Origin of the sequence: Corynebacterium lemuris (assembly GCF_024919295.1) — a bacterium.
GTDB lineage: Bacteria > Actinomycetota > Actinomycetes > Mycobacteriales > Mycobacteriaceae > Corynebacterium > Corynebacterium lemuris.
The window spans coordinates 57,983-79,705 of sequence record NZ_JANWTC010000001.1 but is presented as its reverse complement, the minus strand read 5'-3'; the positions used below and the strand labels follow the sequence as shown (position 1 = coordinate 79,705).

Sequence of the window (21,723 nt, the reverse complement as noted above, 5' to 3'; positions counted from 1 at the left end):
CTCAGCCCATCTCAATGCGGGAATAGCGCGAGGTGCCGCGGATCTCCCCGTGTTCATCCGGGTTCTCCTGGTAGTCGACCACGATCGTCGCCCCGACATAGCCGCCGAGTGTCTGGATGAGCTTGAGCGGGGTGGCCAGCACCATGTGGAAACCGAAGCTGGCGAACACGTCCATGGTCTGGCGGGTGAAGGCGGGGTCGGCGCGGTCGAAGGCCTCGTCGAGGATGACCGTGGCATAGGTCGGGTACTGGGCGCCGGGTTCGGCCAGCTGGTAGCGCAGCGCGGCAGCCAGGCAGAAGAAGACCAGCTTCTGGGCCTGCCCACCCGACAGCGAGGAGGAGTCGACATAGGTGTTGATCGTGGTGCCCTCACGGTCGCGTTCGATGCCGATGAAGCTGACGTGGCGGCGGGTGTCCAGCACCAGCTTCCGCCAACGGACATCCGCGGAATCCTGCGAGCCCAGGCGCCGGATGAGCGCGGCGATGACCTGGTAGCGGGCGAAGGCCTGCTTCTCATCGTCCGTGCCCAGGCCACCACTGACGGCCTCGTCGAGGTCGCGCTGGAAGTCCTGGACCACCTCTCCGCGCCGGTCGCGGACCTGGATGTGCAGGAAACGGTCGGTGTTGAACTCGGAGCGTTCCAGGGAGTGGTTGATCGGGTCGATGCGTTCCTCGATCTCCCGGCGCGCGTTGCGCAGGGCCCGGGCGATCTGGCCGAGGTTGCGGGTGGACATGTCGTTCATCAGGCCGAGGAAGCGGGCGGTGAATTCCGCCAGGCGGTCTCCACGCAGGGCCCCGAGGCGGTTGAGGGCCTCGCCGATGTACTCGGGCTGGGGCAGGATGTCGGCCTGCTCGGCGGGCCATTTCTGCAGGTAGCCGCTCAAGGTGGAGGTGATCTGGGTGTCAGTGCGGCTGAGGGTGGTGTTGAAGGTGTCGATCTCCGCGTCGAGTTCCTCCCGCAGCGCGTTGGTGCGCTCGTCGACGTTGCCGGCGTGGATGCGGCGGGTGGTTTCGGCGAGCCGCTTCTCCACCTCGCGGGCGACTGCCTCCTCGACCTCGGTCGTCGGGATCTTCCGCAGGCGCTCGAGTTCCTGCAGGGCGGAGGCCTGCTGGTTCGCGGCAACGGATTCGTCGCGGTGCGCCTGGTTCCACTGTTCCCGGGCCGCTGCCAGTTCCGTCGTCGCAGCCTCAAGACGTGCGCTGAGTTCCGCGGCCTCCGGGGTGGTCTGCAGCTCCTGCAGGGCCTGGTCCAGGTCCGCCAGGGCCTGCCGCACGGTGGCGGTGTCCACCTGGGCCCAGGAGGTGCGCAGGATCAGCTCCGCGGCGCGCAGTTCCTTATCCAGGACATCGATCCGCGCCTTGGCCTCCTGCTGCCGGTGGACGGCGGACTGCATTTTCCCTGCCGCCTGCCGGACCTGCTGGCGCAGCAGCTCGATCTTCTCGTGGTTGGTGGAGCCGAGGCGGTAGGTGGATCGGTCCCCGAGGCGACGGCGGTCGTCCTTCTCCAGGCGCTCGGTGGCATCGCCCGTGCGTCGGGCGTACCGGCGCAGACCGCGCAGGGTCACCGCATCATCCTGGGGGCGCAGGTCCGCGAAGTCGGCCGGGCTGTCCACGCAGAGGATGTTGTGGCGCCGACCCAGTTCCGCCTGCAACCAGGCCTGGAAGGGCGAGTCGATGACCTCAACCTTCCGGGGCAGGGCGTTGTGCGCCACCCGCCGGGAGGAATGGTCGTCTGTGGTGCGCACGCCGTTGACCACCAGGCGGGTGCCCAGGTGTTCGGCGTCGATCCAGTCGCGGATGCGCGGGAGGGCCTCGTCCTGGACGAGCAGTGTGGCGGCCAGGCCACCGAGCAGGCGCTGGACCACCGGTTCCCATTCCGCATCCACAGGGTCGATGAGTTCACCGGCGAAGGGCACGTCCCGGGTGTTCAGTCCCAGGTCGTGGCACATCCGCTCGCGGACCTCCAGCAGGCGGGAGTCGATGTTGCTGCTGCCGCGGCTGAGCGCGTTGAGTTCCCGCTCCGCAGCCTCGTGTTCATCGGTGGCGCGGGTGCGGGCGGCGACGGCCTCCTCGCTGACGGTGTCCAGGGCGGTTCGGGCGGCTGCGTGTTCAGCGGTGATCACGCGGGCGTCATTGCCCAGCACCAGGAAATCCTCGGCCACCTCCGGGGGCACACCCCCGATTCCTTCGACAGCGGCCGCGAGTTCCGCGCGGTTCGCCTCGGCGCGGTCCAGGCGCTCGGCCGCGGCATCGAGGCGTGCGCTCAGCTCACCGTGTTTCGCTCCGAGGGTCTGCTCCACCGCGTTGCGGGCGATGCGTTCCATCTCCTCGGCGTGGGTGCGCCGCTGCTCCGCGGACTCCAACCGGGAGGCCGCCTCATCGTGTTCCACGGTGTAGCGGCGGACCAGCGCCTCCTGCTCGCCGCGTTTGATGCGGTTGCCCACCGCTGGCAGAGCCTGCTTCAGCGTCAGCGCGTGCGCCCTGCTTGTCGACGCCTCCTCCTTCCTCCGCTGCAGCCCCACCAGCGGTTCCAGGGCCGCCACCTGCGCCTTGATGTCCTCGACCTTCTCGTAGGCGCCCTCCAGGTCGCGGAACTGCTCGACCGCCGTGTCCGCAAAGCCGAAGGTGGCGGGTTCTTCCAGCATGTAGTCACGGAAGAGGTCGTCCAGGCTCTGCAGGTCCTTGGCGGACTGCGCACGGTGGAGCAGGTACTGGGCTTCCTCGCTGGCGATGCCCAGGCGCTGCCGGAATTTCCCCGCGAAGACGGAGTGGTTCTCGGAGAAGGTGGCCTGCTTATGGGCCGCCTTGATCCGGCGTTTGTCGATGCCGCTGCCCAGGTGCTCCACCAGGCTGAAGACCGTGTGGTCACCGGGGATGAGTCCGTAGAAACGCGCCACATCCGCCGGGGAGTTGTGCCCGGACTTCAGGTATAACATGGCCACCAGGGTGTGGGCGGTACCGTCGCTGTCGTCGTAGGTCAGGCCGACCACCGAGTAGGTGGCCTTGGGCCGCAGGTAGGTGGCCACCACCGTGCCGGAGGCGTGGTCCTCCCGTGAGCGCCAGGCTCCCCGGATGTAGGAGACGAGGTTGCGGCCCTTGCCGCGCGGGGTGTTCGCCTGGGCGGCGGCGTTGAAACGCACCCGGTCGCCGGGCAGGAGGACGGCAGTGATGGCGTCGATGAGCGTGGACTTGCCCGAACCGGAACCACCGGTGATGAGGAAGCCCTCCCGGGCGACGGGGATGTCGACGCTGCCCTCGAAGGTGCCCCAGTTGATCAGCTGGATCCGGGAGAGGCGGAACTGGCCGGGGTGGATGCTCACTGCTGCTCCTCGGTGTCTCTGTCGCTGTCGGCGCTGCGGTAGCGCTCGTATTCCGCCCGCACGCCCTCGACGGTGGCGGCGTCGAAGATCTGGCGCAGCGCGGGTGAGACCTCGAAACGCCCCTCGGTCTCCGTGGGGTGGACCAGCGAGTACTCCCCCATGCGGCGGAAGGCGGCGTCGAAACGCTTGCCCAGTTTCGTCTCATCGCGCTCGGTGTCCACCCGGTAGAGCAGCACCTGATCACGCAGCTCCCCGCGGTCCACGATCACCCGCTCCCCCGGCGCCGCCAGGGCCAGTTCCTGGCGCAGGTGCAGGATGATCAGGGTGTCCGTGTGGCTGAGTGATTCGGTGCGCAGCACCTTCGGCATCGGTTCCTGTTTCCCGTCGCCGGGGTCCACGTCCTGTCCGCCGGCCGCGGCCCGGGAGAAAGCGATGCCGGCGTCCTCGTCGAGCACAAGGTCGAGGAAGACGTTGTGCAGGCAGGAACGCAACGCCTCCTCATCACTGACGATGGCCTGCCACACCTGCGGGTGGTTCTGGGCCGTGAGCATCGGCCCCTTGAGCAGCTGCACCAGGGCACGCCGGGAATGGTAGGACAGGGTGCCGGTGTCCCCCGGCCACATCGGGGTGCTCATGCTTGTGTGTTCTCCTCTTCCGTGCCGCGGTGGAACTGCCAGCCGCTGATCTTCGCGCGGCGGGCTCCGCCATCATCCTCCCACTGCACGGTCTGCGGTTTGCCGGTGGACACACCGCGGGTCATGGCCAGATACAGCAGGCCCACCACGCTGGCCAGGCCCTGGGTCGCCGGGCTGAGTTCCAGGACCTTGGCGATGGTGACGCTGGGCTGCTGCGCCAGGGCTGTGGCGACGGCCTCCTCGAGTTCCTCGAAGTCGATCTCGCTGGCCCGGATCTGCTCCATGAGGACCCCGGCGTCCAGTTCCACTTCCTCGACCTGCGTGGGAGTGCCCTCGACGCGTTCCTCCCCGGGGTTGCGCAGGCGCAGCGCCGCCACGGAACGCAGCTGCATGCCGATGCGCACCAGCGGGGTCTCCATCTGGTTGAGCGCGCTGACAGAGCCCTCCTGGGCGGCCTCGGATGCGGCGTGCCGGGTGGCGCGCAGGAGCTGCACCATCCGGCGGTTCTCCGCGAATTCCTCGGTGGTGACGTAGTGGCGCAGGCTGCGCGCCAGACCGGTCATCTCCTGGCTGACCTCGTAGCTGGCCTCCTCCATGTCGCGGAAGAGCCGGTACAGGCCGACGCGGAGATGCTCCGGCACCTCCCCGGTATTCTCCCGACCCAGCACCTCGGCGATCCACTTGTCGATGAGCGCGGAACGTTCCCGGTCGAGCAGCACCTCAAAGAAGCTGTTGAAACTGCGGCCGGCATCCGAATCGCCGATCAGATCCACGCCGCGGAAAATCTCCTCGAGGACGTCCCCGCGGGAATCCTCCGGGTCGAGCAGCTGCCGGCGCAGCTGACGGTTGAGGTCCCCGAGCTCGTGACGCACGCGGGCGAAGTCAGCGGGAATGGCAGACGCCAGGTCCAGGATGTCCGCCATCCGTTCCGTGATCTGCGCGGTGGACAGCACCTCGAATTCACCGCGGTGGGTCGCCTCGATGAGGTGCCCGATCTCCTCGCGTTGGCGCTCCAGCTCGCCGAGTCGCTTACCCACATCCGGGTCGGATTCCCGCGCCAGGGTCTGCAGCGCCTGCGAGAGCGATTCAATCCGGGAGGCCGAGACTGAACGGTGCGGACTGTCCCAGCGCTGCAGGGCATCGAGCACCGCCAGCACATCCTCGCTCGGCTCCAGGGTCTCACCGGTTCGCGAGGTACCGGGGCGGCGCACCAGCCAACCACTGCGCACCCAGTCGCCGACATAGTCCTGCGGACCTTTCGGCAGACTGAAACTCTCACCGCGCAGCTGGCGCAACCCCTCATCCAGCAGTGTGTAGATCTCATGGGCCGGCCGTGCCAGCGCCCCCTGCGGGAAATACTGCGCGACCACCGCCAGCACCACCGGCAGGTTCTCGCTGCGCAACAGCGCCATCACCGGCGATTCCCGCCGGAAGCGGGCAAAACCCAATGCATGGGAGACCAGACTCATGCCAGTGACTATTCCAGAAAAGTGCTGCGCCCTCGCCGGGTGCTTATCGACGCCCTTCCCCCGCCGCGGTCAGCTGCGGGGTTTCACGTGAAACATGGAGCGCGTCCACAGATGCCGCCATCATAAACATATGGGTTCAGTATGTTTATTTTTTAGTCCGCGTGAAAGCAGCTGCCCGCGAAGTGCCACCTCGACTCAATGCCCTCCTGGAGCACCAGCCTGAGCAATCGACAACCGACTTAGTGATCCAGCATTCCGCGGGGCCGATCACCCTCCCCTGGCAAGTGGCCAACATCCTGGACGGGAATTTCTCGACTACAGCTGGTGGCGGGTCTGTCCCTGGCGGGTCGCCGACAGTCCCACGGCCAGCGCCAGCCCCCACAGGAGGAACAGCGGGTCCCACAACCAACCGTGGCCGATCATCGCGACGTGGTCGTAATTCTCACCGCGGGGCAGGACACCGGCCAGAACCAGATTGATCACCACGGTATTGACCCCACCCCAGAGCATCAGCACCGCTGCCCCGAGCCAGTAGAGGACCCGCCACCAGTGACCGTCGACAAGCAGAGGACTCAACGCGAATACGATCTTGACTGCACCGACAGTGATTACCGCCCATCCCAGGCCCTCAAGTTGGCCGGTGACCTGCTCACCGACGGTCTCCAGCAGCCATTTCCCGCCCAGGCCCCAGTAAACGCTGGCAGCACCCTGGAATAGCCCCGCAACGGCGGCCGTCAGGAAGGCTGGATGGGTTCTCATGGCCCGATCATCGCAGCCCGTCTCCGGGGTGGCCACCGGGGCCATTCTTTCCTGACCGCTCCGTCACTGGAGATGTCACCCGGCGAAGACCACGCGACCGTCGCGAAGCACCAGCCGGACCTCCGTGATCTCGGTGATTTCCTCGTGTGGACTGCCCTTGACGGCCACCAGGTCGGCGACCGCACCCTCGCTGATCTCGCCGAGTTCAGGCATCTCCAACTGGCGGGCCGCCGCTGAGGTGGCCGCCTGGAGTGCCTCCGTCGGACTGAGTCCGGCCTCAACCAGCAATGCCAGCTCACGCTGTAGCCCAGTACCGAAGCCGACGCCAGGCATCCCGGCATCGCTGCCGGCCAGGAGAGTGCCGCCGGCATCATGGAACTCCGTGGACTGCCGGATCATCTGCCTTCTGAGTTCGGGCGGACCATTCTCCGCCGCGACGATCATCGACGGGGTCACCGGGATGCCACTGTCGACCACCTCCGCCAGCAGTTCCGGGGGCCAGCCGTCCATCAGGTCACGGGACTCCAGGTGCACCAGCTCATCGACGCCCGCAGCGCGTACCTCGGCGAGATCGTCCAGACGGCCCCAGTGCGCGACGATGGGCAACCCCAGGGTATGCGCCTCGTCGACGATGGCGGCCAGGACATCCTCCGGGATCGGGTCGAGGGGCATGCTCTCGAAACCGCGTTCCTGCACGACCTTGATCAGGTCTGCCCCGTCCTCGACCAGACGGCGCACCTCCTGACGGGCCTGTTCTGGCGTGGCCGGAGTCAGGGACCGCGAAGCCTCGAGATCACCGCCAAAAATGGTCTGGACGGGGTGGCCGCCGACGGTGGTGAACAGCGCGCCGGCGGTGAACACCCGCGGCCCCTCCAGCGAGCCATCGGCAATGCCATCGCGCAGCTCGAAGATGAAGGGGGTGTCGTTGCCCAGATCGCGCACGGTGGTGACCCCGGCGGCCAGCAGGTCGCGACGCGCCTCAGGCAGGTAGCGGAAGTAGTGGGCGATCAGCCCCGGCATATCCAGGGCGCCAAACGGCTCCGCACCGCTTTCTATTTCCCGGCCGAGATGGACATGCAGGTCAATCAGTCCGGGCAGCAGGGTCATGCCTGAGAGGTCGCGGATCTCGACTTCCGCAGGCGCGACGCCGACCAGATCGGGGCCGACGCCGGTGATCCGCCCGTCCTCGACCAGGACGTCGATGTTCCCGACCGGGGTGAGCTCCGGACCGGTCAGCACCGTCGCACCGGTGAGGAGAGTGGGGGAAGGATCAGTGTCCCCCGGGCGGTAGCTGGTCGTCTCGTACCAGATGAGGAATGCGGCGACGAGCGCGACGATGACGCCGAGGGCGATCAGAACGGTGCGGAAGAGGATGTTCTTTTTCATGGCGGGAATACTCTCTTCTTTAGAAGCGATACGTTCCGCTGCGGGACACAAGTGTACCATTCTGGGTCATCAGTGTTCCAGGGTGGAAGGGGTCAATAATGGCTGGAAATGCGGAGAAGATCATCGAGGGCACCATCGCGCTGCTCGCCGAAGATCCGGGCATGTCGATGACCGCTGTTGCCCGCCGCCTCGGGATCGGACGCACCACGCTCTACCGATCTTTTCCTGATCGCGATCAGCTGGTCGAACAGGTACGCAGAGAAGGTGCCCGCAGATTGGTGGAGGCGCTCGAAGCGGCGGCCGGTTCCCGGGGAACCGGGTTGGAGATGCTCCAGGCCTGCTGTGAGCGCCTGTTCGAGATGGAGTCAGAGCTGTCATTGACGCTGGCCGAGAATCCTCTGATCACCGAGAGTGACCTGGCCGCGGCGGCCGTGGAGAAGGGGCACAAGGACAGCCCCAGCCCCATCGACGTGGCGGTCCGCCGTGGCCACAGGGACGGCAGCATCGACACCGAGCTACCCGCCCGGTGGGTGGATAACCTTCTGTGGGCGACTCTGGTCGCCGGCCGACAGTTCGCTGAGGAGTCCGGTTCTCGCCACCGGGCGCTGGGATTAGTGCTGACGACCATGCGCCGGGCAGTCGGAAAGACAAGATAGAAGCCTGTTCCCGCCGGCGTCCGGCAGCCTGCAGATGAAGGAACTGTTCCAGGAGCCCTTCACCACCTACGGTAACCAGGCCCATCGCACTCGACCTGAAGGAACGTCTCGACCGGATCAACGGGACGGCGGCCATGACCTCGGAGGTCAACGGCTGAGAACGGGAGGGACCGCATCGATCACCCGTTCCCCTGTTGTCCGGCCAGTGGCTGGCTGGTCTCCTAAGGTCTGGGATGAGCTTCCGGGCAACAGCAGGTCACCGTTGCCTCTCGACAACATTCAGGAGTACCCATGCACGCTGCCGCCCATATGATGGATCCGACAAGGAAACTCTTCCGCACCACCGCCACCCGGTTCATCGCGATCCCGGTTTTCTCAGGGCTGATTCTGGGGCTGACCGGTTGCGGCAGCGACGGCTCCACCGAGGCGGCAGTCCCCACCACCACCGTCACCGAGCAGGCAGAACCCACCGTGACCGCAGCAGAAGATGCACCGGCTGAGGCGGACTCCCCCACGACGGCACTGGCCGATGCCTTCCAGCAGGTCCTGGCTGCTCCAGCGACCCACCCCGTCAACAGCGCAGCGGAATACAGCCCTACCGGGACCTATTCCTACGCCATTGTGGAAGCCACATCCGATTCCTCCCCTGAGATGCTGCTGCGGGTCAACAGCAGGGAATTCTCCCCCGTCCTCGTGTTCACCTCCGGCGATACCCCGGATGAACTGGTCCGGTCCACGGATGTCCTCATCCAGGGGGCCGCAGGAGTGGGTGGCAGCCGTGCCCAGCTGGTGGCCTCACAGTCCGGAGCCGGCATTCACCAGATCGACCACCACTCTCTCCGACCGACCGGACGCAGCACGCTGTACTCGCTCCAGGGAACCTCCCTGCGACAGTCGTCCGCTCCGGTGGAGTTCACGCTCGAAACGCCGCTTCCCGACCACCAGGACATCATCTGGTACGAATCCACCGATCTCCAGGGGATCGAGGCACTCCGAACGGGCAGCACCCCCTCAGTCGCCGCCCCCACCCCGGTACCACCGGTGATGGACACCTCCGCCCACCAGTTCACCGGTCGGGTCACGGAACAGAGCACCAGCGAAGTGATGAAGGGACAGCCGACCCCGAACGGGGAACCCGAAACCAACCGTTACCTGGTGCTGGTACTGGATCAGCCGATGGAGGTGACTGCCCAGACTGCGGGGAGGGATACGCGCACGCGGACCATCTCGGAGGTCAGCCTCGGTGAACGCACCGCCGCCGGTCCCGAGAACGAATGGTCACAGCACATCGGTCAGCAGGTGACCGTCGGGGCTGATCCCCACCAGATCCGGTACCCCACCGACACAGGCCTCCCGCTGGGCATGCTGCGGCTCCAGGGTTATAACTCCCTTACCGTGAACTGATTCTCCGTCCGGTGCTCTCCCCGACGACGTGCATGCCGGATAGGCACCGGAGCATGGTGCGCCGCCGACTACCGCGGGCGCACATCGATCGCTGTCACCGTCGGCACCCGCCGGTCCCCGTGCTCGATGTCGGAGATCCGCAGTTCGACGTCGAAGATGTCACCGAGGTTCTCCTCCGTCATGATCTCGTCCACCGGCCCGAACCTGGCGCGGTGGGAGCGGTCGATGAGGATGATCTTGTCGGCGATGCGGATGGCGTGCGCCGGGTAGTGGGTGTTCATAACGACCACCAGATTCTTCTCGCGCACGAGGTGCTGCAGGAGGTTGAGCACGACCATCTGGTTGTGGAAGTCCAAACCGGTCTCGGGCTCGTCGAGAACCATGATCCTCGGTTCCGCGACCAGGGCGCGGGCGATGAGGATCATCTGGAACTGTCCGCCGGACATGTTCCCGCAGGGCATGTCCGCCAGGTGGTCCGCGCCTATTGACGCCAGCGTCTCCCACGCCATGGCCTCCTCCTCCGGGCCAGGCTGGGCGAACATGCCCAGGTGTGCGGCACGGCCGATGGTGACCATGTCCAGCCCCGACAGCGAGAGACTCACCGCGGAGCGGGCCTGCGGGACGTAGGCGATGGTCCGCCCGATCTCCCGGGGACTCATGTCCTTCAGGTTCACCCCGTCGATCTCGGTGTGGCCGCTGCTCCACTGCTGCAGGCCGGTCATGGTGCGCATGAGGGTGGTCTTCCCGGCGCCGTTGGGTCCCAGAATGGCCAGCAGCTCGCCGGGTTCCACGTGGAAGTTGATGTCCTCGAGGAGGGGTTCCCGGCTCAGCGGGTAGCGGAAGGTACCGTCCTTGACCTGGAGAGTCACGACCAGTTACCCCCGGTCTTGCGCAGCAGCAGGATGAACACGGGCGCACCGATGAGCGCGGTGAGCACGGAGATCGGGATCTCGGAGGCCGTCATGGTGCGTGCCAGGGTGTCGATGAGCAGCATCATGGCCGCACCCAGCAGCAGGGAGACCGGGATGACCAGGCGGTTGTTGTTGCCCACGAGCATGCGGGCACAGTGCGGGACGAGCAGGCCGATCCAGCCGACCTGCCCGCACATGGACACCACCGAGGCGGTGATGAGCGTGGCACACGCGATGACCAGGGGGCGCAGCACCCGGATGTTCAGCCCTGCCGCTCGCGCCTCATCCTCTGAGAGTGCCAGTACGTTGAGGCGCCAGCGCAGCAGGTAGATGCCGAGGGTGCCCAGCACGATGAGGGGCACGCCCAAGGCGATGGAGCTGAAGGAGACGCCCGCCAGGGAGCCCATGAGCCAGTAGGTGATCTCCGGGAGTTTGGAGGTCGGATCTGCCATGAGCTTGAGCATGGAGATGACCGCGTTGGCGATCGCGGAGACGATGACCCCGGCCAGCACGAGCATGACGATGGAGGTCTTCCCCCGGTGCCGCGCGATGCTGACGGTGACGGCCATGGCCAGCAGGCCGAAGAGCAGGGCCAGTGCCTGCACACCAAGCAGGTTCCAGCTGAAGATGAGGGCAAGCACCGCACCGACGGAGGTGCCCGCCGAGACACCCAGGGTGTCCGGGGTGGCCAGCGGGTTGGAGAACACCGACTGGAAGGCGGCACCCGCCACGGCGAGTCCGGCGCCGACAAAGATCGCCAGCACGGTCCGGGGAAAGCGGACGCCGAAGAGCACGGAGCCGACGCGGTCGTCGCTGAACTCGTTGCCGCTCAGGGAATCACTGAGGGCGCGGATGATCTCCGGGAGGCTGATGCTGTAGCGGCCGGCCATGATGGAGATCAGCGCACAGGCGATGAGCAGACCCCACAGCGCGAGGACGAACCAGACCCGGAGTCTGCCGGAGGCGACGAAGGCCCCCGTCCAGCCACTCCCCCGCGCAGGTCGGCGACGCAGGGCCAGCGAGTCAGCTCCCGCGGACTCTTCCGCTGATCTGGTCTCAGCGTAGGTCGGCATCGGGATCAATGATCTGGGCCGCGCGGTCCTCGTCGACCTCGTGGCCGTACATCTGCACGTAGTAGTCCTGCGTCATCTGGACCAGGTCAACGTCCTCGAACTGCTCCGGGTACAGACGCGAGCCGAGCCAGTTGGCCACGACCGGTGCGTCCGGGTTGGGGGTGAACCAGTTCCACATGCCCAGTTCCGTGGAGTAGACCTCACCGTTCTGCACGGCGCTGAGACCGGAGAGGTCGATGCCCTCGATCTCGTTGTTGAGGATCTCGGCGGCGGTCATGGAGCTCTGCCCCTTGCCGGTGACGAAGATGACGTCCGGGTCCCAGGCCAGGAGCTGCTCGGCGTTGACCGGCATCTGGCCCTGTTCGGAATCGGCGGTGGCGTTGATGAAGTTCATGCTCTCGGCCCAGCCGTCCGTGAACCAGCCGTCCTGGCCGCCGGCGACGACGAGCATGCCCTGGTTGGTCTGCATGACCACCAGAGCGGTGCGCTTCTCGTCCTCGGGGACCGCGGCGACGCGTGCCTCGGCGTCGTCAATCAGGTCTTCGCCGTAGGCGATCTTGTCGTCCATCTTGCCGGGTTCGCCGTAGACGTCCTCGAGCAGGCGCAGCCACTTCACGTAGGTGTCGGTGGGGGTGCCGAGGGTGTCGAAGCCGACGACATCCAGGCCCACGGCCTCCATGGCGCTGCGGTTGTCCTGGTTGCGGGCGTTGTTGAAGACCAGGTCGGGCCCGATGCCCAGCAGGGTCTCGGCGTTGATGGTGCCCTGTTTGTCGAAGGAGGTGTCCACCTCCAGTGCCTCCGGGGCGATGTCGGCGAGGATGGTCTCGTCCATCATGTTGATCAGCCGCTCGGAGGTGGCGACCACGTTGGGGGCCTCACCGTCGAAATAGGCGACGTAGGTGGACAGCAGGGGGATCTGCTCGAAGGCGACGCCGTTGATCTCCGCGGGGATGGTGACCTCCGCGCCGGAGTGGTCGGTGACGGTGCGGGTCTCCGCCGCCTGGGTGGCCGTCGTGGTGGTTTCTGTGGTGCCGGTGTCTGTGCAGCCGGCCAGGAGCAGGGCCCCACCCAGTGTCAGTGCAGCGACGTGCTTCATCCTGAACTTCATGTCATTTTCCTTGGTTTCTGGGAGGGAGGGGCTCAGGCCTGCTGCTGCACGCGCTGGCCGTGGTCATACATGCCAGAGAGGGTGACGTTGCCGACGGCGTCGAAAAGCTGCTCGGGATCCTTGGCGACGAAACCGGTGAGCACATCCGCCCCGTGCTTGAAGAGCGTCGGGCTCAGGGTGGTGGAGGGGCCGACGAGGACCGTGGTGGCGTTGCGGGAGAGTTCCAGCAGCCGGGGCATCGTCTTGTTCACGAAGGCGGAACCGGAAATGAACACGAAGTCACTGTCGGGGAGCAGGTACTCGGCGGCCGGATCCGGGTAGTCCCCCGGCTTGGTGTTGCGCTCGAGCATGCGCAGTTCCGCGGCCTGCGCGAGCGGCTCCGGGGCGAAGGGGAAGTGCCCGATGACGGAGACCTTCTTGCCCGCCACCGCCTCAGAGTAGGGGTGGAAGACCTGCTGCCACAGGTTGACGTCGCTGGACATGAAGCCGTTCTTCGCCGCGGTCTCCGGCTGGGAGTACCAGGCGTTGAGAGCTGCCAGTCCGAGTGCAGCCTCCGCGAAATTCCAGCTCTTCACCAGGGCAGCGACTTCACGCAGTGGGGCGCCGACGAAGCTGGGTTCCTCGAACAGTGCCGGGCGGGACTGCTCACCGAAGGTCAGACCCATTCCCAGACCACCCTCGGAGGACAGGATCCTCGACCAGCGCAGCCCCACGGAGGCGGCCGCAACCGTCGGTTCCGGGGAGACCCCCTCGATCAGCTCATCATAAATCTTCCAGGGATCTCCCACGCGAACCTCTTCCATCGGCAAAATTGGAGGACAGGCCAGCCCCTACTCCGCAGAGTGCCTGCCCCACCGGGACATGGCCGGGTTAGGCAAGGCTGACCTATCCGAAACTTGAAGATATCCCATGGAAAATCCGGCCACAAGGGTGTAGCGGAGGGGTTACACCCGTCCTACTGCGGGGACAGGGGCGGGCATCGGGAAGCGGCGCCTACTCCCCCAGCCAGCCCAGCTCGTCCGCCGAAACCTCCTGGACGACCTTCATCGACGACAGTGCGTCGGCGCACCGCAGTAACCGGAGGCGTGGATGATGGCCTCGGTGATTTCCCCGCCGGTGAGACCATTGCGTAGTCCACCGCGCACATGCCCGCGCAGCTCCTCGGTGGCGCGCAGGGCGATGAGCATGCCGATGTCCATCAGGCTGCGGTCGCGTTTGCCCATGCCGGGACGGTTATGTGGCGCTGCAGATCCGGTTTCCTCCCTACCGGAAGGGCACCTCGCCCATCGTCCGGCGCAGCTTTCTGGTGCGCAGGCGCTCGGGGTCCTCGGCGAGTGATTCCACGGCACGCACCGCGCACATGACGTGGGCCTGCTTGGAGTTGGAGTAGAAGGCCTGCGCCTGGGCCGGCAGCTTCGGAACGGCGTGCAGCGGCAGGTCAGAGACGGAGAGCAGGCTGCCGTAGGGCACCCGGTAGCGGTAGCCGTTGGCGGCGAGGGCGCTGGACTCCATGTCCACGGCCGCAGCGGTCGAGCCCTTGAGCCAGTCCCACAGGTCACGCGGGGTGTGCCACTCCCAGTTGCGGTCCGCGGTGGACAGGACGGTGCCGGTACGCATGAGGGAGTTGTCGTCGCCGTAGATCTCCTCGACGGCCGCCTCCAGCGCGATCTGCACCTCGGGTACCGCGGGGATGGGGATGCTGCGGGAGATGTGCCGGTCGAGAATGTTGTCCTGGCGCTGGTAGGCGTTGCCGAGGATGAGGTCACCGATGCGCATGCGGCCGTCCATGCCGGCGCAGTGGCCGATCATGATCCACGCCTCCGGGCGCAGCACCGCCAGGCAGTCGGTGATGGTCTTCGCGTTGGAGGGCCCCACCCCGATGTTGATCATGGTGATGCCGTCACCGTCGCGGGTGCACAGGTCATAACGTGGCATCTGGTAGCGGGAACCGAGATCCAGGTCCGCGATGGTGATCAGCGAGGCGCGGTCCCGGCTGATCTGCAGACCGGAGGGCAGCACGAGATCGGTGTAGCGGGAACCCTCCGTGGCCAGCTCCGTCAGCCCGAACTTCACGAACTCAGTGGTGTGCATGTCGTAGTTGGTGAACAGGATGAACCGCTGGACGGTGTCCACCTCAATACCGGTGTAGTGCTCGATGCGGGCACACGCGATGTCGAAACGCTGCGGACCGAAGTGGAACAACGGCTTCTCCACGCCGTGGAATGCCTCCCACTCCCCGTCGACGATCGCATCATGGACGTCGTCGAGCGTGGGGCGCGGGATCTCCGCGGCACTGTCCCCGGCGCGGCGGGCCTCGGTGATGCCCTCGATACCGCGGATGTACTCCGGCGGGATGCGCTGGTCGGAGGGACCGATGTAGATGTCGCAGGGGTAGTTCCCGGTCAGGCGGCTGAGCTGGTCATGCAGGTAGTCCCGGATGATGTGCGGCTTGGACAGCGTCGCGGAATAACGACCCGCCTCGTCGACGTAGCCGAAAGGCTCGGAGCGGTCGATGGGCCGCCATTCCTTCACGTCCACGATGAGCTTGGGGTAGACGACATCGCGGTACTCGTCGTAGGTGCCCTCGTCCAGGATCGTCCGGGCGAGCGCGGTCGCATGGTCATAGAGCTCGACGAGTCCGTCGACGGCCTCATCCACGTCGAAAACCTGGTACATGATCGCCAGCCTAATGACGAAACCGTCGACCTGCCCGGCGTCGGAGAACCGACCTGTGAGGGAGTGGAGAAGACTGCACAACGATTGCGTACCGAAGCACCTACAACCTGCCTGTGACCATGTACAATGCCTCGGCTCGGGCCATACCGTTAGAACATGAGACATCACACGAGAGCACGTACCACACGCCAACTCCTCGCGGCGCTCTTCGCCGCTTCCCTGACACTGTCCGCCTGCACCGACGGCGGCACCTCCCCTGATTCCACCGGCAATGGCCCGGAACCGCCGGGCACCACCACAACCATGGCGGCGGCCGCGAACCACATGGGTTCGCCGGACCTGTCCGAGAAACGACAGGACCCCTCGATGGGTACACAGGTGGAGATCACCGACATTCGCCTCGGCCGCCACGCCGACTTCGACCGGGTGGTCCTGGACCTGCGCGGTGAGGGTACACCGGGCTGGACCGCCCGTTTCAACACTGACCCGGTACAGGACGGTTCCGGCCTGCCCATCGAGTACGAAGGCGCAACCAGTCTCGAACTCTCGGTCAGCGGACTGGCCATGCCCGGGGAGGACTACCAGCCCATCGACACCGTTCCTGGTGCCGGCGGGGTGGTCACCGAGGTGATCCCCGGTGGCTGGTTCGAGGGCATGAGCAACGTCGTCATCGGCCTGCCGGAGGAGCGTCCCTACTCGATCCAGATGATCCAGAACCCACCGCGCCTGGTCGTGGACATCCTGCACCAGACCGCACCCCCCGCCACTAGCCACCTGGGCGCCCCGGATCGCAGCGATAAGCGGCAGGATCCCTCGACAGGTGCCCAGGTGGACATCACCAACGTGCGTGTCGGCCGGCACGCCGACTTCGACCGCGTGGTCCTGGATCTGAGTGGTGAGGGCACCCCGGGCTGGATCTCCAGGTTCAACGCTGATCCGGTGCAGGACGGTTCCGGTCTCCCCATCGAGTATGAGGGTGCAACCAGCCTCGAGCTGGCGGTCACCGGACTGGTCATGCCCGGCGAGGACTACCAGCCCATCGGCACCGTCCCCGGCGCAGGTGGCGTCGTCACCGAGGTGATCCCAGGCGGTTGGTTCGAGGGCATGAACTACGTCGTCATCGGTCTGACCGGGGAACGTCCCTACTCGGTCCAGCTGCTTGAGAACCCGCCGCGCCTGGTCGTGGACATCCTGCACCAGCCGGCAACCCCGACCCCGACCACCACCCCGCCGGCCACGAGCCACCTGGGTTCACCGGACACCTCCCCGAAACAACAGGACGCGGAGGCGGGCCTCATGAAAGTGACCAATGTGCGGGTGGGCCGCCACGCTGATTTCGACCGGGTGGTTCTTGACCTGACGGGTGACGGTTCCCCGGGCTGGCGGGCCGACTTCAACACGGATCCCCGCCAGGACGGTTCCGGCTTCCCGGTGGAATTCCAGGGTGAGACGAGCATCGAGCTGTGGCTCGACAACCTGGAGATGCCGGGGGATGACTACCTGCCCATCGGCACCGTGAATGGCGCGGGTGGCGTGGTCACCGAGGTCGTCGCGGGCACCTGGTTCGAGGGCCAGAGCCAGTTCGTCATCGGCCTGCCCGGCGAGCGTCCCTACTCGGTCCAGCTGATCGAGAATCCCCCGCGCCTGGTCGTGGACATCCTGCACCAACCCGGCGCTCCCACCACCCAGTATCTGGGCAACCCGGATCTCAACGATAAGTCCGCGGATTCCGGGGCGCCGCACCGCCGGGCTGTGACGAACGTACGCATCGGCACGCATGACGGCTTCGACCGGGTCGTCTTCGACACGGTCGGTGAGGGCAGGGTCGGCTGGTACACGTCCTTCACCACGGACCCGGTCACACCGGAATTCGGTGAACCCGTGGAGTACGAGGGGGACGTCGCCCTCGACATCCACCTCACCGGTGTGTATCTCCCCTCGGAGATCGGCGAGGATTACCCGCCGATCGGCACCGTGTCCGGCACCGGCGGCGTGGTTGTGGAGGTCGTGGATTCACTGACCTTCCACCAGCAGAGCCAGTTCATCATCGGCCTGCCGGAGGAGCTGCCCTATTCCGTCCAGATCCTGGAGAATCCGCAGCGGGTGGTCATCGACATCCTCCACGAATAGGCAGGGACTTAAGCGGAGGTGCCGCGGGCACCGAGGGCGGTGTCGATGCGCAGCAGGCCGGAGCCGTCCTCACCGACCAGCTTCACCTGGTCAATGATCTCGGAGACGGTGTCCTCCTCCTCAATCTGCTCGCTGAGGAACCAGTTGACCAGCGCACGGCTGTCCAGGTCCTTGACCTCATCGGCCACGCGGGTCAGGTTCCGGATCATCTCGGAGACCTGCTGCTCGTGCTCGAGGGCGTAGTTGAAGGCGTCCAGCGGGGTCTTCACGGCGAGGAACGGCAGCTCGATGGTGCCCAGCTCGACCTTGCCACCGCGGGCGATGATGTGGTCGGCGATCTTGGACGCGTGCACCCGCTCCTCACTCGCCTGGACGGCCATCCAGGAGCTCATGCCGGGGAAGCTCAGGCGGTCAAGATCGTAGGAGAGCTGGGTGTAGATCAGCGCGGCCTGGTGCTCGGCGGTGACCTGCTTGTTCAGGGCTTCGAATAATTCATCGGGGATATTCATGGTTCCATGTTAGGCGCGACAGGGGCATGCCGTCACTAGGGTGGGGACATGGCCACCGACTACCTCGCCGAACTACAGAAGGACATCTCCGAGAAGCTCAACAGACTGCTCCCGACGAGGGAGGCGGACGTCGATAAGCCACCGCGGCAGGCCACGAAACCCGATCTCCCGCTGACCGCGCGGCTGCCGCCCCGCGGGCACATCGAGGACGACTGGCGGGCGCGCCCCACAGCCGGGCGGCCCTGGCCGGTGATCCTCATCCACGGCACCGGTGACACCAACGGCATCTGGCAGCAGCTGACCATCGAGCTGCGCGAGGACGGCTGGGCGGTGTTCGTGCCCGAGTTCGGTCACCGCTGCACCGACAACGTCGAGGAATCCGCCGCGCAGATCGGCGCCTACATCGAGGCGGTCCTCACCGTCACCGGCGCCGAGCAGGTGGTCCTCGTCGGACATTCCCAGGGCGGGGTCCTCGCCCGCTACTGGATGCGGCTTCTCGACGGCGCGTCCAAGGTCCACCACCTCATCAGCCTCGGCGTCCCCCACCACGGGACGACCATGGGCGGGATGCTCTCCTCCGTGACCACCACAAAGGTCGGCGAGACGATGATGAACTCCATCGTGCAGTCCTGGTTCGGCCCCTCCGGCTTCCAGCTGATCACCGGCCACCCCCTGCTGGAGGAACTCAACGCCGGGGGCAGCACCGAAGCCGGTGTCGGCTACACCAACATCGCCACGAAATACGACACGATCATCCAGCCCACGGAGACCAGCTTCCTCACCTCCGCCGACCCGGAGGCGGACATCACCAACATCCTGCTGCAGGACCTCGACCCGAAGTGCCGGGTCCTGCACATGGACATGCCCGGCGATGACCGGATCCGCGGACTGGTGCGCGAGACCCTCGACGGGTTCGTGGCGTAGGTGCGCAGGGCCTACAGCGAGAGGGCGTCGAGAAGCGCGTCGAAGGCCGGGGCCACGGGCGTGCGCCACAGGACATCCACCCGACCGTCCGCACGCCCCGGCCCACCGTTGATCACGGAGACGGTCTTGCCCTGGCGTTGGGCGTCGAGGATGAAGCGGTAACCGCTCATCACCGCCAGCGAAGAGCCGACCACCAGCAGTGAAGCGGCAGTGGCGAGCATGTCGACGGCCCGCTGCTTGCGCTCTGCGGGGACCGGTTCACCGAAGTAGACCACGTCCGGCTTGAGACGGACCGAACCGCAGCGCAGACAGCCGATCATCCGGAACCGGTCGACGGCCGCCTGCGGCAGGGTGACGTCACCGTCCGGGTTGACCATGGTGGGGTCCAGGACGATGGACTCCAGATAACCGGGGTTGGCTGCCCCCAGTCGCGCACTGAAGATCCGGCGGCCCTCCCGGTGACCGCAGTCCAGACACATGACCGTGTCCAGGTCACCGTGCAGGTGCAGCAGCTGCTCCGAACCGGCCGCCCGGTGCAGACCGTCGACGTTCTGCGTGATCAGGCCGCGCAGATACCCGGCGCGTTCCAGTTCGACCAGGGCGTAGTGGGTGCGGTTGGGGGCAGCCGCGTCCATCTCCCGCCAGCCCACGAAGGAGCGCGCCCAGTAGCGTTGCGAGGCCGCCGGATCATGGCAGAACTCCTGGTACGTCATCGGCCGGTGCCTGCTCAGCGAACCACGCGGGCCGCGGTAATCCGGGATGCCGGAGTCCGTGGACACCCCCGCACCGGTGAGCACCAGCACCGGGCCCTGCTCAAACTGCCTAACGATCTGCCGCAGAGCGTGATCCGGGGGCGTGGGCGTGGCCGTCTCGTCCACGACACGGGCGATCGAGCGCAGCGCGGCGCGGTGGGAATCGTTGATCGCGGAGTCGGGGAAAGGAGTGCGAGGAAGCGGGCGGTCCACGAGGATCAGTTTAGCTTTCATGCGTCAGGCCGCACGAATGTTCGTGCCGGGCGCGGGCGGGCCTGTGGTGTCTGCGTATGGTTATCCGGGCTGTGCAATCCTGTGCAGCCATTTATTTTTCTCCCGAAGGAGTTCGTGGACGTGCTTTCCAGAACGCTGATTTCCCTGTTCACTGCCGCTGCTGTCGGCGGGGGCGTCCTCGCTGCACCGGCACAGGCTGCCCCGACGGGAAGCAGCCTCGGGGACCTGGTGCAGAAGAATGGGGTGGAGGGCCCCCTCACCCAGAACAGGTACCGCGTCCTGGCAGGCATCCCCGCGACCATTACCCCACTGAAGACCACCCTGCCGGCCGGCACCACCCTTTCCCTCCAGGAAGGCGCTGAGCTGGATGGGCTGATCGCACGCGGCTGGTCCATCACCATCAACGACAACGTCATGGCGGTGACCCCCTCGATCAATGCAGAGGGTTACTGCGCGATTCCCGCTGTCGTCAATCACCCCGACGGGTCCGACGAATCGGTGGACATCGTCATGTATGTGGATTTCCCGCTGGATCTCGGATTCCTGGGTTCCGCTTTCAACTCGATGAGCTCCCAGGCTGGGCCGCAGGGTTGGCTCTGCTGAACCACAGTTTCCGCTGAGAAATCCCTCCGGAACGCACCTATCCTGGGTGGCACTGGCACCCGTCCGGGCGCCCCGCGCACCTACAGGTAAGGAGCATCACCCATGAAGGCTGTCGTCCACACCGGCTACCACACATTCCCCTCGCTCAAGGAGGTGGCCAAGCCGACCCCGGGCCCCGGTGAGGTACTGCTCAAGGTCGCCGGCGCCGGCGCCTGCCACTCCGATGTCGCCATCTTCGACGAATTCGACGAAGGTCTGAACCCGCAGATGGACCCCGAGTTCGTCCTGGGCCATGAGAACTCCGGTTGGATCGAGGAACTCGGCCCGGGTGTGCAGGGCTTCGAGATCGGCTCCGCCCACCTCGTCTACGGTCCCGTGGGCTGCGGCCACTGCCGTGCCTGCACCCGCGGCCAGGACACCTACTGCGAGAATGCCACGAAGATGCCCTACGCCGGTATCGGCCTGGGCCGTGACGGTGGCATGGCCGAGTATGTCGTCGTCCCGGCCCGCAACCTGGTGCCCCTGGGCGACGCCGACCCGATCAACGCCGCCCCGCTCGCCGACGCCGGCCTGACCCCGTACCACGCCATCAAGCTGGCCCTGCCCAAGCTCAATGGCGGCGGAAAGACTGCACTGGTCATCGGCCTGGGTGGCCTCGGTCTGGTCGGTGTGCAGATCCTCAAGGCGTTGACCGGTGCCACGATCATCGCCACCGACATGAAGGAGGACGCGATGGCCGAGGCCGAGAAGCTCGGTGCCATCACCGTCCCGGGTGGCGAGGGCCAGGTCGAGCGCATCCGCGAGATCACCGGCGGCAAGGGCGTGGACGCCGTCTTCGATTTCGTCGGCGTCGGCGCAACCGTCACCACCGCAATGAAGTCCGTGGCCCGTCAGGGCCGGGTGACCATCGTGGGCATCGGCAACCTCTCCCCCTACGAGTGGGCCTTCCTCACCACGCCTTATGAGGCCGAGCTGGTCAACACCTACTGGGGCACCGTCGAGGAGCTCCACGAGGTCGTCGACATGTACAAGGCGGGCCAGATCGTCCCCCAGGTGACCACCTACTCCCTGGATGATGCCCTCGAGGCCTACCAGCTGCTCGTCGACGGCAAGATCGCCGGCCGCGCCGTCATCGTGCCGCACGGGAAGTAGATCGCTGGGACTCTCGGCCTGGC

At 66.4% G+C, this 21,723-nt stretch carries 18 protein-coding genes and 1 pseudogene; 6 read left to right on the top strand and 13 right to left on the bottom strand.

What is annotated here, in order from left to right; all coding sequences use genetic code 11:
- Nucleotide 1 precedes the first annotated feature (1 nt).
- The 5 genes from NYP18_RS15485 to NYP18_RS00370 all read right to left on the bottom strand — a co-directional run bounded on the left by NYP18_RS15485 (nt 2) and on the right by NYP18_RS00370 (nt 7,568).
- On the bottom strand, nt 2-3,319 hold the full coding sequence (locus NYP18_RS15485; RefSeq protein ID WP_259426134.1) for an ATP-binding protein: 3,318 nt from the start codon (nt 3,317-3,319) through the stop codon (nt 2-4).
- Nucleotides 3,316-3,954: a DUF4194 domain-containing protein gene (locus tag NYP18_RS00385; protein ID WP_259426133.1), complete on the bottom strand. Its 639-nt coding sequence runs from the start codon at nt 3,952-3,954 to the stop codon at nt 3,316-3,318. The genes NYP18_RS15485 and NYP18_RS00385 overlap by 4 nt, the downstream gene beginning before the upstream one ends.
- Nucleotides 3,951-5,423 carry a DUF3375 domain-containing protein gene (locus tag NYP18_RS00380; protein WP_259426132.1) on the bottom strand — a complete coding sequence of 491 codons (1,473 nt, stop codon included), beginning with the start codon at nt 5,421-5,423 and terminating at the stop codon, nt 3,951-3,953. The genes NYP18_RS00385 and NYP18_RS00380 overlap by 4 nt, the downstream gene beginning before the upstream one ends.
- A gap of 315 nt (nt 5,424-5,738) precedes the next feature.
- Nucleotides 5,739-6,182 carry a DUF3995 domain-containing protein gene (locus tag NYP18_RS00375; RefSeq protein ID WP_259426131.1) on the bottom strand — a complete coding sequence of 148 codons (444 nt, stop codon included), beginning with the start codon at nt 6,180-6,182 and terminating at the stop codon, nt 5,739-5,741.
- Nucleotides 6,183-6,257: 75 nt separating this feature from the next.
- Nucleotides 6,258-7,568 carry an amidohydrolase family protein gene (locus tag NYP18_RS00370; protein ID WP_259426130.1) on the bottom strand — a complete coding sequence of 437 codons (1,311 nt, stop codon included), beginning with the start codon at nt 7,566-7,568 and terminating at the stop codon, nt 6,258-6,260.
- Nucleotides 7,569-7,666: 98 nt separating this feature from the next.
- Between NYP18_RS00370 and NYP18_RS00365 the strand changes: the two genes are divergently transcribed.
- Both NYP18_RS00365 and NYP18_RS00360 read left to right on the top strand, forming a co-directional pair.
- Nucleotides 7,667-8,224, top strand: coding sequence for a TetR/AcrR family transcriptional regulator (locus NYP18_RS00365; RefSeq protein WP_259426126.1), 558 nt, complete (start codon nt 7,667-7,669; stop codon nt 8,222-8,224).
- A 291-nt stretch (nt 8,225-8,515) separates the two neighbouring features.
- On the top strand, nt 8,516-9,628 hold the full coding sequence (locus NYP18_RS00360) for a hypothetical protein (RefSeq protein ID WP_259426124.1): 1,113 nt from the start codon (nt 8,516-8,518) through the stop codon (nt 9,626-9,628).
- 68 nt (nt 9,629-9,696) lie between these two features.
- On the opposite strand, the gene NYP18_RS00355 is transcribed toward NYP18_RS00360, so the two are convergent.
- The 6 genes and pseudogenes from NYP18_RS00355 to amn all read right to left on the bottom strand — a co-directional run bounded on the left by NYP18_RS00355 (nt 9,697) and on the right by amn (nt 15,396).
- Nucleotides 9,697-10,497, bottom strand: coding sequence for an ABC transporter ATP-binding protein (locus NYP18_RS00355; protein WP_259426123.1), 801 nt, complete (start codon nt 10,495-10,497; stop codon nt 9,697-9,699).
- A complete protein-coding gene (locus tag NYP18_RS00350; RefSeq protein ID WP_259426122.1) occupies nt 10,494-11,612 on the bottom strand; it encodes a FecCD family ABC transporter permease in 1,119 nt (372 codons plus the stop codon). Before NYP18_RS00350 ends, NYP18_RS00355 begins: the two co-directional genes overlap by 4 nt.
- Nucleotides 11,596-12,720, bottom strand: coding sequence for an ABC transporter substrate-binding protein (locus NYP18_RS00345; RefSeq protein WP_259426121.1), 1,125 nt, complete (start codon nt 12,718-12,720; stop codon nt 11,596-11,598). The genes NYP18_RS00350 and NYP18_RS00345 overlap by 17 nt, the downstream gene beginning before the upstream one ends.
- A gap of 32 nt (nt 12,721-12,752) precedes the next feature.
- The gene (locus NYP18_RS00340; protein WP_259426120.1) at nt 12,753-13,523 is read right to left on the bottom strand and encodes a DUF364 domain-containing protein; all 771 of its coding nucleotides are present in this window, start codon (nt 13,521-13,523) and stop codon (nt 12,753-12,755) included.
- Between the two features lie 190 nt (nt 13,524-13,713).
- Nucleotides 13,714-13,955 (bottom strand): annotated as a pseudogene (locus tag NYP18_RS00335) (carboxymuconolactone decarboxylase family protein); the annotation flags it as partial.
- Between the two features lie 28 nt (nt 13,956-13,983).
- Nucleotides 13,984-15,396 carry an AMP nucleosidase gene (gene amn / locus NYP18_RS00330; RefSeq protein WP_259426118.1) on the bottom strand — a complete coding sequence of 471 codons (1,413 nt, stop codon included), beginning with the start codon at nt 15,394-15,396 and terminating at the stop codon, nt 13,984-13,986.
- Between the two features lie 156 nt (nt 15,397-15,552).
- On the opposite strand from amn, the gene NYP18_RS00325 reads away from it, so the two are divergent.
- Nucleotides 15,553-17,526, top strand: coding sequence for an AMIN domain-containing protein (locus tag NYP18_RS00325; protein WP_259426116.1), 1,974 nt, complete (start codon nt 15,553-15,555; stop codon nt 17,524-17,526).
- An 8-nt stretch (nt 17,527-17,534) separates the two neighbouring features.
- On the opposite strand, the gene NYP18_RS00320 is transcribed toward NYP18_RS00325, so the two are convergent.
- Nucleotides 17,535-18,035, bottom strand: coding sequence for a ferritin (locus NYP18_RS00320; protein ID WP_259426115.1), 501 nt, complete (start codon nt 18,033-18,035; stop codon nt 17,535-17,537).
- Between the two features lie 48 nt (nt 18,036-18,083).
- Here NYP18_RS00320 and NYP18_RS00315 point away from each other — a divergent pair, with 48 nt between their 5' ends.
- Nucleotides 18,084-18,959, top strand: a complete 876-nt coding sequence (locus NYP18_RS00315) for an esterase/lipase family protein (protein WP_259426114.1) — start codon at nt 18,084-18,086, stop codon at nt 18,957-18,959.
- 11 nt (nt 18,960-18,970) lie between these two features.
- Here NYP18_RS00315 and NYP18_RS00310 read toward each other — a convergent pair whose 3' ends face one another.
- Entirely contained in the window at nt 18,971-19,945 is a 975-nt protein-coding gene (locus tag NYP18_RS00310) for a Sir2 family NAD-dependent protein deacetylase (RefSeq protein WP_259426113.1), read from the bottom strand.
- A 120-nt stretch (nt 19,946-20,065) separates the two neighbouring features.
- Here NYP18_RS00310 and NYP18_RS00305 point away from each other — a divergent pair, with 120 nt between their 5' ends.
- Both NYP18_RS00305 and NYP18_RS00300 read left to right on the top strand, forming a co-directional pair.
- Nucleotides 20,066-20,548, top strand: a complete 483-nt coding sequence (locus tag NYP18_RS00305) for a hypothetical protein (RefSeq protein ID WP_259426112.1) — start codon at nt 20,066-20,068, stop codon at nt 20,546-20,548.
- Between the two features lie 102 nt (nt 20,549-20,650).
- A complete protein-coding gene (locus tag NYP18_RS00300) occupies nt 20,651-21,700 on the top strand; it encodes an NAD(P)-dependent alcohol dehydrogenase (protein ID WP_259426110.1) in 1,050 nt (349 codons plus the stop codon).
- Nucleotides 21,701-21,723: the final 23 nt, after the last annotated feature.